Here is a 14,140-nt window from a genome sequence, read left to right on the forward strand (position 1 = left end):
TATATAAAATTTTAACGCTCATCTTCTCCTGTTTTATGCTTTTGTAACCCGGCGGTTTTTATCGTATTGGATCACCGGCGCTTCTGTAAAAGGAAGCTTGATGGAAAAGGAACTTCCTTTATGCAGTTCACTTTCCACTTCAATAAATCCCATGTGCGACTGTACAATATGCGATACATAGCTGAGGCCCAGGCCATATCCTTTTATATTGTGCCGGTTGCCGCTGGGCACCCGGAAAAATTTCTCAAAGATCCTGCTCTTGTATTCACGGGCAATGCCTACACCGTTGTCGGTTACACGCAGTTCCAGGTATTGTTTGTGATCAATGATGTGGATCAGGATATTGGGGTCCTGGGCGCTGTACTTTAACGCATTATCCAGCAGGTTATACAGTACGCTGGTCATATGCAGTTTGTCGGCAGTGATGGTAAAGTTATGGCCGGTTCTTTTTAAAGTAGTAACGGCGCGTTGTTTTTCGAACTGCAGTTTCATGGAGATCATTACACTGCGGGCCAGGTCGGTAAGGTCAAAAGGTTCTTTGTTCAAAGGAATTTCCCTGTTCTCAAACATCGACAGCTTCAGTACTTTATCTACCAGTAAAGCCAGCCTGTTCATTTCATTGGCAGATATATCCAGGTATTCGAGCGTGGTTTGCAGGTCTTCCAGTGCATCAAAATTCCTCAATGCCTCAATAGCTACGCTCACTGTTGCAATGGGTGTTTTCAGCTCATGGGTCATGTTGCTGATAAAATCATTTTTCAATTGCGCCAGCCGTTGTTGTTGTTTAAGGTTCCGGTATAGCAGGAGGAAGGAGAAGATAGTAACTGCCAGCAGGAAGAATGATACCAGTATAGGCTGACTGATCCGTTTCAGCAGGTACCAGGTATTATTGTCGAACGTTACGGAGTAGTTCATTGGTTTGGTAAAGCCAATGGTAACGGTGTTGCCGTCAATGTCGTCCGGGAAGGTGCTATACATCCGGGAGGTATCAAAAGGAGTGGCATTCACTACGAAAGGAACGTTGATCTTTTCCCGTTCCAGCGCCTGTCGGTACCGGTCTACCACTTCCTTTACCGTGATGGAGTCCCGGAGGGAATCTACCCCGGCCAGGAACTGAACAACACCGGCGGCGGGCATTGCCCTGGCTACATCGTATCGTACATTCATGGAGGTATCGTCGGCTGGTACGGATGCTGTATTTAACGCCACTACCATGGTGCGTTTAAACCCCCGGACCATGTGGCCGGGCATCGCGGAATCCCTGATTCCTTCCTGCAGTACATTGGAGATACCCGTCATACCTGCACGGCCCTGCACCCGCAGGCTGATATTGGAATCCAGGTTCAGCTTCACCGCCTGCAGGCGGAAAATAGTTTCCCTGAAAAGGATATTGGTGCGTACGGTGAACAACCGTTTCTCTTCCCTGTAATTATTACTTAGCCAGTATGCCTGGAAAGCAGTGATCAGCAAGATGGTTAGCGCAATCAGGAAAACAGTAGCCGGTATGGAAAGTTTATATCGCACTAAATTGATTGAATGGTAAGAAATAACAATACTACGGCAAATGTATCATTTCCTGCTTCGGGAACCCGGAAACATTAACCTAAATTAACATTAAATCAAGTCATGTTAACGGCTGTTTCAGCGGGAAGGAAATAGCTTTATATTCTTAAAAGTATATAACATGAAGAAAATAATTTTTACGCTGGCAGCCGGCGGATGCCTGTTAACTGCACATGCCCAGCAGCAACAGGGGCGCGTGCTTTACGAACGCACGGTACAAATGCAGCTGCGTATGATGGGCATAGCAGCCGGCGCAAATGCGGATGCAGTACCGGATAACCTGCTGCCGCATTCCCGAAAAGATAAACTGGAGGTATTGTTTGGCAACGGGCAGATGCTCCGCCGCGCCGTGGAAGAAGAGGCCCCCGAAGAATTTGCAGCCGAAGGCGGTATGCATGTACGCATGATGGTGGCAGGCGACAATGAGGTGAGTTACACCAGCTTTTCAAGCAACCGGGTAGTGGAACAGCGGGAGTTTGCAGCGAAGAACTATATCATTACAGACAGTATTCAGCCGCTCAGCTGGAAGATGACCGGCGATACCCGCACCATCCTCAATTATCCCTGCCAGCAGGCCGTTGCACAACGTATTGGCAAGCGGCAGATGAGCACTATAGAAAACGGGCAAATGAAAAGCAAAGAAGTGGCGGATACTGCCAACATCACTGCCTGGTTTACACTGGCTGTTCCGGTGCCGGCCGGTCCTGATTTCCAGGGACAGCTTCCCGGCCTTATCCTGGCTATCGATATCAATAACGGCGCTACCGTTTACCAGGCGCTGGAAATATCTCCTGAAACAGATCTTGCTGCTATCAGGGCGCCTTCCAAAGGAAAGAAAGTAACCGGGGAAGAATTTAATAAAACAAGGGAGAAACTGATGGCGGAAATGCAACGCAACGGAGGCGGTATGATGCGGGCTACAAGGATTGGCCAGTAAATAAATAACAGCAGGAGGGCCGGAAAATTCCGGCCCTTTTTTACATCACTCTTCTAACGCCGTATCATCCTGATACCCGGCATGGCGGCACTTGAAAGGCCGTTTTTACTAAGACTATAAGTAAAACTTAACAGGAAAAAACGTTGCAGGTTCCTGACGCGGCTGTCTTCAATATAATTCTGGTTGGTACTGCGGTTGATGCCCACATTTTCATTGAGGATATCAAATGCGCTCAGCTTCAGTTCTCCCCGGTTAAAGCGCAGGAACTGCCGGCTTACAGACGCATTCCACAACGGCACTTTTGCATTGAAACCCTCTGTACGCCGACTGTTGACCACATAATTAAAGCTGGTGCTGATATAGAAATTGGCCGGCAGCTGCCAGTTCACTTCCCCCTCATACTGCTGCATAAAGTAACCGCTGTTGAGTGCAGGCTGCAGGGAATAAGTGGTGTTGTAATAATTGATGCCTGCGTTGAATGAAAGATCGAGTTTGTCGGCAGGGTTAAGATCAAAGCGCATGGCGGGCCCCAGCGAAACAGTACTGATGCCGTTAGCTGCTTTGTTGATGAACTGTTTGGTTTTACTGTAGCCCACATTGCTGCTGAAATTCACTGTGCCTTTCAGGGCGCGGAGAGGCAGCCCGAGGCTGATACTGCCGGACATGTTAAAAACGCCGTTCACATTCACGGGGCGACTGCGCTTAATGCCAAGACTGTCCACTACATCATCGTTTACTATTTTGTTTTGCGTTTCCCGGATATTAAAAAATGCAAAGAGGTTTTTGTTCCTGAATGGATTTACAGAGATGAAGTTCAGCTGTACTGCATGTGTCAGTTCCGGTTTCAGATCGGGGTTTCCTTCGCGGATATTGAGCGGGTCGCTGATATCCGGTACAGGCTGCAACTGGGTCATATCAGGCTGGTTGGTAATGGCAGCATAGTTGATACTGAGGTTGCGGTAACGGGTAAAGTCATACTGAAAACGCAGCGATGGCAGCAGGTTATAAAACGTTTGGCGGATCACGGAATCTTTTTTCCCTGCAATGATGGTGCCTTCCAGCGAGGCGTCCTGCCAGTTAAGGCCGGCAGCGAGACTGAAGTTTTTCTGTTTGGTGCGCAGGCGGATACCGGCGTTGGTATAGCGGTAGGTATTCTCGAAATTGTTTGTGAGTACGGGATTCAGCTGGTCAAATTTCCCGTTGCTGCCGTTGTAGTCCCAGGTGGTTTTATCGGAGGTAGTTTTCGTATAGCTGTTACCGATACTGAACTCCAGGAGGGAATGTTTGAATAACGGTTCCGTATATACGGCGCGGGCGGTATAACTGTTCATATTGCCGGATATGGTGTTCCGTTGGTGGATGGAGTCGTAACCGGGTTGTGAAGCAGCACGGTTATAGAAGTGGTTCACAGACAGGAGGCTGCCGTTGCTTTCGCTTTTATTGGCGCTGTTTTGCAGGGCCAGTGAAAAGGTTCTGCCTTTATGCTGAAATTTTTTTCTGAATAGAATATCATTGCGCAGGTTACTGCCATGACCGGTGGAATAGTTGTTGCTGAAGCCTTCATTAGCCAGCTGCTGATCTTCCGAAAGGGTTTCATAGGTACTGTTGTTGTTGTTGCGGTTTTCCTGGTATCCCAACGAGGAGGAAATCTTAACCGAGTGCAGGGAATCGATCCGGATATCGGCGCCGAGATTAAGGCGGTGGGTATTGTTCAGGTTATTGCTGGCAGCATGCTGGTTATAGAAATAGGAGGAATCCGGCAGGAAGTACTGTCGCCGTGTATCGCTTTCCTGTTGAGGGTTATAGTGATTGTAGAAATAACTGCTGGTGAACTCGGTTTTTTTTCCGATGATGTTGTTATAATTGAGCCCGCCGCCCCATACGGTATTGATGCCATTGCCGCTGCCATTGCTCATGAATGCGGCGGCAGCGTCGTCGCTGCTCATGGTGAAGCTGGCATTACCGCTGCCGCTTTGCCGGAGCTGGTTCAGTTCCCCGCTGAAGTTCATCATATCCATAAAGGAGAATCCTTCCGCATTGGTATTGTTGGCCATGCCGATGGCGGAGAGTTGTCTTGCGCCTTTGAAGGAGTTGATATTGAAACGTCCTTCGTACCGGTCGCGGGTACCTGCACCGGCCATGGCTTTGCCAAACATGCCTTTCTTTTTGTCTTGTTTCAGTTTCAGGTTGATTGTTTTTTCGCTGTTGCCGTCGTCGAAGCCGGTGAGCTGCGCTGCATCGCTGAGGCGATCGTATACCTGCACTTTGTCTATCGCATCGGCGGGCAAATTTTTGGTGGCCATTTTAGGATCATTGCCAAAAAACTCTTTACCGTCTACCAGTACACGGTTTACTTTCTGGCCCTGTGCTTTTACGGTGCCATTTTTTTCCACCTGTACACCCGGCAGTTTTTTCAGCAGCTGTTCCACGTTGGAATTTGGCGGTGTTTTAAAAGAGCCTGCGTTGTATTGAATGGTATCGCCAACAAGCGTTACCGGTGGCGCTTCGCCGGTGATCTCCACTTCATTCAGATGAATGCTCAGGTCGTGCAGGATAAGGGAAGGAAAACTGGCTACCGGTGTTGCTGCGCTGATAGTGACGCGGCGTTGCAGGGAATGGTATTTTACGTGCGTGATGAGCAACCGGTATTCGCCGGCGGGAACATTTGTAATTTCAAAGTATCCCTTTTCATTGGTCATGGTAAAGGATACCAGCGAGGAATCTTTTTGCAGCAACAGGGTGATGGTGGCCGATGCCACGGGGCGACCGGCACTGGTATCGGCTACTGTTCCTTTGATCACACCATTTTTCTGTGCGTTGGCTGCAACGGATAAACAGCAGGCAAGCAGCCACAGGTAGATTTTTTGCATAGCGGACATTTACTTTGTAACCGAAAGTAGGTCCGCGTTCCGCAAAAGCAGGTTAACAAGCCTTGCATTAATGTTAAGGAAGGTTAATGTATTGAGTAATTCTATAACTCTAATCCGGACTTCATTTTCTTTAATTCTTCGTCGTAAGTAGCCTTCATCTTGGCATTTTCAGCAAAATTGACCGCCATTGCCTGGTACCTGCATGCCCGCTTACGTTTTCCGAGTTTGTAATAACTTTTTGCCATCGTATTCAAAATACCGGGTTGGTTTTTCTTCAGCGCCAGTGAGGTTTTACCCAAAGCAATACTCTTTTGATAATCTTCCCGGTTACGGCCGTATGCTAAGAATTTGCCGGCTGCATTATTCACTATTTGAGTCATGTAATCCGAATAGGGGCTATGTGTTGCTTTCAGCTGATCATAGTGCGCCTTATCTTTTATACTGTCATTTTTCCCGGTCAGGTAAGGCTGCATTCTTTCCCGGTACAGCAGTTGATTATTTGTATTTACCTGTGGCAGCAGGCCGGGCAATGTGGAATCTGAAAAAGAACGAAGCTCCTGCAGCAGGCCGGCGCTGTCTTTTGCTGAAATAAAATATTGCATGCGGAACCCGAAAAATGATAGCGGAAACCGGATGGTCTGGTATTTCATTCCTTTGGCCTTTGCTGTTGCCAGGTCCAGCTCCTGCCGGTTCCTGCTGCTGATAGCATTTATAGTGGTAGCTACAATGGCGTTGGCATAGGCAATGCTCAGGGTCTCCATCGGCTCGTCTGCTGATTCATACCTGTGAAACAGGTCCTGGTTAGCCTTTATAAAATCAAATGAGGTTGATTGGGCATCTTTCAGGTGCCGCAGTATAAAGCGTGCAACCGTTGGTGTGATACCGGCAGGCGTAAGTAAACTAACGTATTGATCCAGTACGGATGCTGTTTCTTTTATCATACCAAGGGAGTCGAGCTTATTGATATACTTTACGAGGAACGCTTTGTTGCGCCGGTTCGTTTCGTACATCTTTTTCCAATCTTCAATAGTATAATTGCTTTGTGCATATTGCATTGCCAAATGGCCCAATTGCAGGAATATGCCGGGATCAGCGTTGTATCCTACGCCTCTGTGAATGATCTGTCCGGAGCTATTCAGGAAAAGATAAGTAGGATAACTGTTAACCTGGTATTTTTCCGCGATGCCCCTGCCATTGCCTGCCTCTGCATTTATCCTGTAGTTAATAAAATTTTCATTGTAGAAATCGCCTACCGCCGCCATAGGAAATATTTCCTCCGTCATCTTTTTGCAGGGCACGCACCAATCAGTATATACATCAATAAAAATGGTTTTACCGGTTGTTTGGGCGGTTTGCAGTATTTCTTCGAAACTCTTGCTGGAAAAGCGTATGCCGGCGGCAGACTGCGCACCCGAAAAAAGCGGGCGCTGTAGCAGGCAGAAAAGAATGATTGGAATGAATCTGAGTTTCATAACATGGCGGATGTTAAATGAAACTAAAAATACAGTTGTTTACGTTACCATGCAAGATAGAAAGAAATATTGCCCACCTCGTGATGTGATACGCCATTAATTACAGGCGACATGGTTCTTTGTGTAAGCGAGAATCCTACTTTCCCATATACGGCTACCAATCCGCAGTCGATACCAGCCAGCAGTTTATTATTCGCAAAAGTTGGCTGATTTTTTTGGGCAGGTTGCCCTTCGTCTTCCAGTGGCGCCACTCCTTTTACAAGGGCATTTGTAAACATCAGCTCCAGGCTGGGCCGGATAATACCATACAATTGCCAGTGCTTTGTAGTGGCGTATTGGGGAATGTACCCGTTATAGTAAGGTGTCATTTTACCGATCCTGATCAGTGAATACAGGGCGAAGCCGTTCAGCATGGTACCGGCGTATACCTGTCCGCCTGCTGTTACCTCCGCGATCTTTTTAATGGCCGCTACTTGTTTTTCTGCAGTAAAATTAAGATTGAGCAGTAGTTTATTCCCGATCTGGTTACGCCATCCCCTGGGGCGTTCGAAACCAAGGATCCGGTGGGCAAGCGTTTGGGTTTCTTTTGCCAGCGCCCAGGGGCCCATTACACCGGCGAACCATTCTGTTTGCAGGTTGTATTTATGCACCGGGTTGGCAGAGTGAATGGTATGTGTGAGGAACAATCCGCCGGCATAGGAGAAATCGCCGGGTACCGGCTGTATCCTCCGCAGGTCTTTCGGGGTGAACATCACCTGCATAAATCCCCACCCATATGTATTAACGCTTTCTTTACCGGCTTTGGGCATCCACCGGTCGAAGGAGCGGGGTGGCCGGCTACGGGTATAGAACAGGTCGAAGCGCGTACCGTTGGTATATGCCTGATCCGTTCCATTACCATTCAGGTTAATGAAGTCATTGTCTTCGTAAAAGCGGAACAACCGCGTGTTATCATCGGAAGTCTGTGCTCTCAGATCATCCCGGGGTATACCTATTAAGCCACAGTAAATGAATACTGATAAGATCGTCTTTTTCATCTTGTGCCCGACATCTGTACAAAGATCGTATAATGAAGATAAATAAAGATGATTGTCCTATAAGTTTTATTGATAACAAAAGCCGGCTGTTATCAACCAGCTTTTCATCTTAAAAAGATCATGAAAAGATAATAAGGTTATTCTGCTTTCAGACTTTTCACCGGGTTGGCCAGTGCTGCTTTTACGGATTGAAAGCTTACGGTAATGAGTGCAATCAGCATGGCGGCCAGGCCGGCCACTACAAATATCCACCAGGAAACAGGGGCGCTGTAGGCAAATCCCTGCAACCATATGTGCATGGCATACCAGGCAATGGGAGATGCCAGCAGCGTTGCAATGAAAACGTAGCGGAGGAAGTCTTTGCTCAGCAGGGCGGCAATATTGCTTACGCTGGCGCCCAGCACCTTGCGGATACCGATTTCTTTGGTACGCTGCCGGGCCGTAAAAGCGGCGAGGCCGAATAAACCAAGACAGGAAATAACAATGGCGATGGTCATGCCGGTGTTCATCAGTTGTTCCATCCGCCGTTCCTGTTCGTAAAATTTGCGGATGGTATCGTCATAAAAGTGATAATCGAATTTTTCATTGGGATAGATCTCCTCATATACTTTTTTTATATCGCTGATGGTGTGTTGAAGCTGTTCCCCGCTATAACCTGCGAGTGTCAGTTTTACATTTACAAAACGGCATACCTCCCGGGAAGAAACGATGAAAACCGGTTTGATCCGGTCGCGGAGGGCCAATGCGTGAAAGTCGGCTACTACGCCGGCTACGGGGATGATTTTCCGGGAGGGGCCATCGCTGATACCCGATTGTACAAATTTACCTACTGCATCTGCCGGGGTTTTAAAGCCCAATGCTTTGGCACAGGTTTCATTGATCAATACTTCACTGATGGTATCGGTAGTACGCAGGTTCCTGCCGGCTACCAGTTTTAGCTGGTATAGCGGTACATAATTTTCATCCCCAAATTCCAGATGGCAATCTGCCTCCATTTCGTTTTTGTCCGTGTACTTCAGGAAGGTGCCCCAATGATGTTCATCGGAGGGCGGTCCCTGGCTCAGGCTTACCATTTCTACCTGCGGCAGCAACCGGATCTTGTCTGCCAGCACGCCCGGAAGGGTTTTGGCATAGGCCCGGTTCGTGTCAAAGGTGACGATCGCATCTTTCTTAAATCCAAGATCTTTGTTCAGCATATACCTGATCTGGTTATTGATCACCAGGGAACCGATAATAAATACCAGGGAGATGGTAAACTGGAAAACCACCAGGCCTATACGAAGATATCCCCGTTGGTTTCCTTTAAGCCCGGTGCTTCCTTTGAGACTTTGCACCGGTTGAAAGGAAGACAATATTTTTGCAGGATACAGGCCGGATAATAAAGTGGTGAACAAAGTAAGCAGTAAGAGAAACAGGAGGGTAGGCCAGCTGAATAAATGCAGCGACACACCGTTGGGCATAAACGAACTGAATGCCTGCAGTAAGGGTTTCACTGCTAAAAGCGACAGCAGCACGGCGGATGCGGTAAGCAGGAACGTTTCCGTAAGGAAATACATGACCAGGCTTCGTTTATTGCTGCCCAGCACTTTCCTGATCCCTACTTCCCTGGACCGTTCTACCGATTGTGCGGTAGAGAGATTAATAAAATTGATGGCGGCAATTACCAGTATAAACAGCGCGATGGCCATGAGCCCGTACATGGTAGGCAAATGCGCCCGGCGACCGAAATCATCTGTATAGTCGCTGTTAAAATGAATATCCCGCAATGGCTGCAGCCGGAATACCTTGGTTTCTCCTGCGGCCACCATCACACGCTCAGCGGCGAAGGCGGCCAGTTGCCTGTTGAGTTGCACCGTATCTGTTCCGGGGTTTAATTTCACATATGCCTGGGTGCCTCCGAACATGCCCCATTGATCGAACCCAAATTGATTTTTGAACGGGCTGTTCTTTATAGTAGCAAAGGAAATAAAATCGTTGAAGATGAGGTCACTGTTTTGTGGCAGGTCTTTCACAATGCCAGCTACTGTTAACGGGATAGAATCGTCATAGTTAACTATTTTCCCAAGGTAATTTTCCGCCGGCAGATCACCGAAATATTTCGCGGCTTTACTGGCAGTGAGCACTACTTTGAATGGGTCCTGCAGTGCTGCTGCAGGTTTGCCGGCCAGCCAGGTATATTGGAACACGCGGAAATATTCGGGGTAAGCAATTACTACATCGGGTTTATTGCCGCTTTCAAATTTCTTTATTACGCCATTGCTGCCGGTAACGGAGGTTTTGGGATAAACAGGATGAATGGCTGCCAGCGTTTCAATGCCGCTGAACCGGCCGGTTAATGCTTCCGGGGCCGGGTCCGGTACGCTGGATATTTTATGAATGCCCCGCTCCGGTGAACCAATCTCTGATACTACCCGGTAAATATTTTCTTTGCCGGGGTGGAAGTTATCATAGCTCAGCTCAAAATGAACGCTGAGAAAGATCACCAGGCAGGCGCTGATGCCCAGGGCAAGGCCTGTCACATTGATAGCCGCGTAAACCTTGTTGCGGAGCAAATTTCTCCAGGCTATTTTTATATAACTTTTGAGCATAACAGGAATTATGTGGGATGCATTACCAGGGAATGAAAAATATGCCATTAATAACGGGCATTGATACTGATATTGTTACGATTTTTGTTATCATGTAAGTTGTCCGCTTGTGTAACCGGAGTGTCCGGAAACGAACGCGGGAACATTTTAAGCAATTGTACGTTAATCATTGTTCACCGTCTTTTATGTATTATGACAACCGTAGCGCTTCACAGTTCCGCAGGCAAATGGGTAATGGTAACCACCATCCTTGCATCCGCCATGGCTTTTATTGATGGTACGGCACTAAATGTAGTGTTGCCGGCGCTGCAGCAGAGCCTGAAGGCATCGGCTGCTGAATTGTTCTGGGTCTTGAATGCCTATATGCTGATGCTGGCTTCACTTATATTGATAGGCGGTTCGCTGGGCGACCGGTTGGGTCGCAAAAAGGTTTTTATGGCCGGTATTTTTGTGTTTATCCTGGGCTCCACCGCCTGCGGGTTTGCCGGTAGCGCCACCATGCTCATTGTGTTCCGGATGATACAAGGTATAGGCGGCGCCCTGATGATTCCGGGAAGTCTTTCCCTAATTACCTCTTCCATTAATGAAAATGAAAGAGGAAAGGCGATCGGTACCTGGTCTGCCGTTACTACGCTGGTTACCATGGGCGGCCCGGTGCTGGGCGGCGCCCTGGCAGATGCGGGGCTATGGCGGTATATCTTTTTTATCAATGTACCCATTGGTATAGTGGCGCTGGTGTTCCTGGCCTGGAAGGTGAATGAAAGCAGGGAAACGGAGGGCGATCAGCGGCTCGATTTCCCCGGGGCGGTGCTCACCGCAGCAGGACTGGCACTGCTCACTTTTGGGTTCCTGCGTATGCCATCGCTGGGGTTTGGTAACCCGCAGGTGTATGGTACTATTGCGGGAGGGATACTACTGCTGGTGATTTTTATGGTAGTGGAAAACAAAAGCCGGCACCCGATGCTGCCGGTGCGGCTCTTTAAGAACTTAACATTTACAGGTACCAACCTGCTTACCTTCTTTTTATATGCGGGTCTTGGCGCCGGCATGTTGTTCCTTTCCCTGGATATGGTGCAGGTACAGGGCTACAGCCAGTTGCAGTCGGGGCTTACCTTTTTGCCGTTTACGGTGCTGATGATCCTCATTGCGCGTTTTGCCGGAAGTATGGCTGATAAATATGGCCCGCGTTTATTCCTGGTAGCGGGTCCCTGTATTGCCGGCGTTGGTTTGCTGTTACTGTCTTTTGTAAAACAAACACGTGGTGCGGAAGCATACTGGACTACCTTCTTCCCGGGCATTGTGGGATTGGGGTTGGGTATGTCGTTCACGGTGGCGCCGTTAACTGCCACGGTAATGGGGTCGGTGAGTGATCATTTATCGGGCACTGCTTCGGGGGTGAATAACGCGGTGACCCGTATTGCCGGTGTTTTTGCCAATGCCATTTTCGGTGCACTGGCAGTGCTTTTTTTCTCGGGCGCGGTGCAACGGGAAATCCGCGTGTTGCCGTTAAACGCTTCGCAGAAAGAGGCAGTGGTGGCGCAAACGGTGAACCTGGGCAATGCTACCGTACCTGCTGATATTGACAGTATACATCACCACATGATCCGTAAAGTGTATAAGGATGGGTTTATTACCGCTTACGGACGCATCATGCAGTTATCTGCCGGTCTTGCTTTCCTGGGCGGCCTGATGGGTTTCCTGTTTATCCGTAAACCGCCGGCCAAGGAGTAATGGTTTACGGGTGTTGTCTTTCTGCATTTGCGTCTGATGTTTACCCGAACACAATCCGGTGTACCGCCCAGCGCCATGTTTCCAGCACTGCTTTATTATCCAGCTGGCAGAGGTCTTTCAACACGGTAACAGATTCTATCCCAAAAAAAACAGCCAGGGCATTTACCATGCGCTGAAAGGTAGCAGGAGGCAGTGTTTTCCGCAGTGGCTTCAGCGCTTCGGTGATCAGTACAATACGCCGGCCCGCCCTGGAGTAGCCCGTTTCCGGGTGAATGGATTCCGATATCACAGAACTGAGGAATAACCTGAACTCCGTTTCATTTTTTGTAAAGAGATCGAAGTGATAATCGATCAGTTTATTAAGCCTTGCTTTCAGGTCTTTTTCAGAGATGCCTGCGAACAGGTCGTCGCTTGTTTGGGCTTTCAGTTGTAACGAAGCTTCCCGCTTCAAGGAAGAGGTACCTGTAAAATAACGGTAGGCCGTAGCTTTGGAGATGCCGGCTTCTTTAGCTACCAGTTCCACACTGATCTCTTTTCCCTGCAGGAGCAGCGTGTTAGCCACTGCCAGCAGCTTTTCCCTGGTCTTTAATTTTTGTTCCACCCTGCCATCGTCCAATGATAATTTCCCCATGCCTGTAAGTTTGATGTTTGAATTATGGTGTAAAGATATTATTTTCGTGAGACAAAAGTCTCATTAATAATGAAGCAACAAATAAAAGTAAGAGGAATCAACTTGGTATTCGATGATCATGGAAGCGGGGAGGTGGTGGTATTTGTTCACGGGCAGCCATTTAACCGCAGCATGTGGGATCAGCAGGTAGGGGCTTTCAAAACCGGCAGGCGGCTGATAATACCCGACCTGCGGGGGTACGGAGAAAGCAGTATTCCTTCCGGCACCACGCTGCTGGACGAACTGGCGCTGGACCTCATTCATTTGCTGGAGGCATTACAAATTACGAAGGCCACTTTCGTGGGACTTTCTATGGGCGGGCAAATACTTTTTGATCTGTACCGTTTAGCGCCACAGTTGTTTCACGCCATGGTACTGGCAGATACGGATGCAAAGGCGGAGAGCGCGCAAAGTTACCAGGCGCGGTTGCAGTTGGCAGATGATTTAGCGGAGAAAGGAATGATGTTTTATACCGCGCAACACTTGCACCGGTTTCTCGGTAAAAAAACGATGGCAACGCAACCTGCGGTAGTGAAGCGCCTGCGAGAGATGATGGAAAGCACCAACCCGCTGGGCGCTGCCGCAGTACAAAGGGGCAGGGCCGAAAGAAGGGATCATACGGCTATGCTACCGCATATTTACTGCCCGGTGCTGGTTATAGTAGGGGAAGAAGACGGGTTTACACCGGTAGCCGTGGCGGAGGGCATGCAGCAGCAGATCAGCGGTGCGCAACTGGCGGTGATAAAGGATGCATCACATATGCCCAACATGGAACAGCCGGAAATATTTAACCATCACCTGGAATTGTTTTTACAAACAAATGCATAACCCCGTTATCCATCTCCATAAAAAAATAACTTTCTAAATTATTTTATTATCTTTAAGGGAGATATTATCGCTGCAGTTATGCAGCTTCCTGCCTTTATTCATTCCATGCATCTTCCCTTTATTCATTCCATGGATCTTTTTGAGCAATAAACCAGTTTAAAAACCAACACCTGATTTGCTATGAAAAAAAAGGGATTTCTGATCGACATGGACGGCGTCATCTACAAAGGCAGCGAACCAATTCCCGGGGCTGTAGAATTTATTAACGGGCTGAGAGATAAAGGGCTGCCCTTCCTTTTTCTTACCAACAATAGCCAGAGAACCAGCAGGGACGTATGTTATAAGCTGAACAAAATGGGCTTTAAGGTAAATGATACCGATATTTTCACCTGTGCAATGGCTACCGCGAGATACCTGGCATCAAAAAAAGAAAATGGTACGGCA

General features: G+C 48.2%; 9 protein-coding genes and 1 pseudogene. 4 read left to right on the forward strand and 6 right to left on the reverse strand.

All coding sequences use genetic code 11. The features are described 5' to 3' along the window. Window positions 1–33 precede the first annotated feature (33 nt). Window positions 34–1,524: a HAMP domain-containing sensor histidine kinase gene (locus tag VN105_RS27315; protein ID WP_325646235.1), complete on the reverse strand. Its 1,491-nt coding sequence runs from the start codon at window positions 1,522–1,524 to the stop codon at window positions 34–36. A gap of 160 nt (window positions 1,525–1,684) precedes the next feature. On the opposite strand from VN105_RS27315, the gene VN105_RS27320 reads away from it, so the two are divergent. Then, on the forward strand, window positions 1,685–2,500 hold the full coding sequence (locus VN105_RS27320) for a GLPGLI family protein (protein WP_325646237.1): 816 nt from the start codon (window positions 1,685–1,687) through the stop codon (window positions 2,498–2,500). Window positions 2,501–2,553: 53 nt separating this feature from the next. On the opposite strand, the gene VN105_RS27325 is transcribed toward VN105_RS27320, so the two are convergent. From VN105_RS27325 to VN105_RS27340, 4 genes are all read right to left on the reverse strand, one after another. Further along, complete coding sequence (locus tag VN105_RS27325) at window positions 2,554–5,370, reverse strand: outer membrane beta-barrel family protein (RefSeq protein ID WP_325646239.1); 2,817 nt, start codon at window positions 5,368–5,370, stop codon at window positions 2,554–2,556. 101 nt (window positions 5,371–5,471) lie between these two features. Further along, entirely contained in the window at window positions 5,472–6,842 is a 1,371-nt protein-coding gene (locus VN105_RS27330) for a thioredoxin family protein (protein WP_325646241.1), read from the reverse strand. Between the two features lie 44 nt (window positions 6,843–6,886). After that, window positions 6,887–7,879: a lipid A deacylase LpxR family protein gene (locus tag VN105_RS27335; protein ID WP_325646243.1), complete on the reverse strand. Its 993-nt coding sequence runs from the start codon at window positions 7,877–7,879 to the stop codon at window positions 6,887–6,889. A 137-nt stretch (window positions 7,880–8,016) separates the two neighbouring features. Then, window positions 8,017–10,467, reverse strand: a complete 2,451-nt coding sequence (locus tag VN105_RS27340; protein ID WP_325646245.1) for an FtsX-like permease family protein — start codon at window positions 10,465–10,467, stop codon at window positions 8,017–8,019. A 192-nt stretch (window positions 10,468–10,659) separates the two neighbouring features. Between VN105_RS27340 and VN105_RS27345 the strand changes: the two genes are divergently transcribed. Further along, window positions 10,660–12,198, forward strand: coding sequence for an MFS transporter (locus VN105_RS27345; RefSeq protein WP_325646247.1), 1,539 nt, complete (start codon window positions 10,660–10,662; stop codon window positions 12,196–12,198). A 40-nt stretch (window positions 12,199–12,238) separates the two neighbouring features. On the opposite strand, the gene VN105_RS27350 is transcribed toward VN105_RS27345, so the two are convergent. Continuing rightward, window positions 12,239–12,829, reverse strand: coding sequence for a TetR/AcrR family transcriptional regulator (locus VN105_RS27350; protein ID WP_325646249.1), 591 nt, complete (start codon window positions 12,827–12,829; stop codon window positions 12,239–12,241). Window positions 12,830–12,898: 69 nt separating this feature from the next. Between VN105_RS27350 and VN105_RS27355 the strand changes: the two genes are divergently transcribed. Together VN105_RS27355 and VN105_RS27360 are read left to right on the forward strand one after the other, a co-directional pair. Further along, the gene (locus VN105_RS27355; RefSeq protein ID WP_325646251.1) at window positions 12,899–13,696 is read left to right on the forward strand and encodes an alpha/beta hydrolase; all 798 of its coding nucleotides are present in this window, start codon (window positions 12,899–12,901) and stop codon (window positions 13,694–13,696) included. Window positions 13,697–13,876: 180 nt separating this feature from the next. Then, a pseudogene (locus VN105_RS27360) lies at window positions 13,877–14,140 on the forward strand (TIGR01457 family HAD-type hydrolase); the annotation flags it as partial.

It is taken from the genome of Chitinophaga sp. (assembly GCF_035564935.1).
Taxonomy (GTDB): domain Bacteria; phylum Bacteroidota; class Bacteroidia; order Chitinophagales; family Chitinophagaceae; genus Chitinophaga.

Coding starts and splice junctions, on each gene's coding strand:
- VN105_RS27330 (WP_325646241.1), bottom strand. CDS start 6,842: ATGAAACTCAGATTCATTCCAATCATTCTTTTCTGCCTGCTACAGCGC.
- VN105_RS27320 (WP_325646237.1), top strand. CDS start 1,685: ATGAAGAAAATAATTTTTACGCTGGCAGCCGGCGGATGCCTGTTAACT.
- VN105_RS27350 (WP_325646249.1), bottom strand. CDS start 12,829: ATGGGGAAATTATCATTGGACGATGGCAGGGTGGAACAAAAATTAAAG.
- VN105_RS27345 (WP_325646247.1), top strand. CDS start 10,660: ATGACAACCGTAGCGCTTCACAGTTCCGCAGGCAAATGGGTAATGGTA.
- VN105_RS27325 (WP_325646239.1), bottom strand. CDS start 5,370: ATGCAAAAAATCTACCTGTGGCTGCTTGCCTGCTGTTTATCCGTTGCA.
- VN105_RS27335 (WP_325646243.1), bottom strand. CDS start 7,879: ATGAAAAAGACGATCTTATCAGTATTCATTTACTGTGGCTTAATAGGT.
- VN105_RS27355 (WP_325646251.1), top strand. CDS start 12,899: ATGAAGCAACAAATAAAAGTAAGAGGAATCAACTTGGTATTCGATGAT.
- VN105_RS27340 (WP_325646245.1), bottom strand. CDS start 10,467: ATGCTCAAAAGTTATATAAAAATAGCCTGGAGAAATTTGCTCCGCAAC.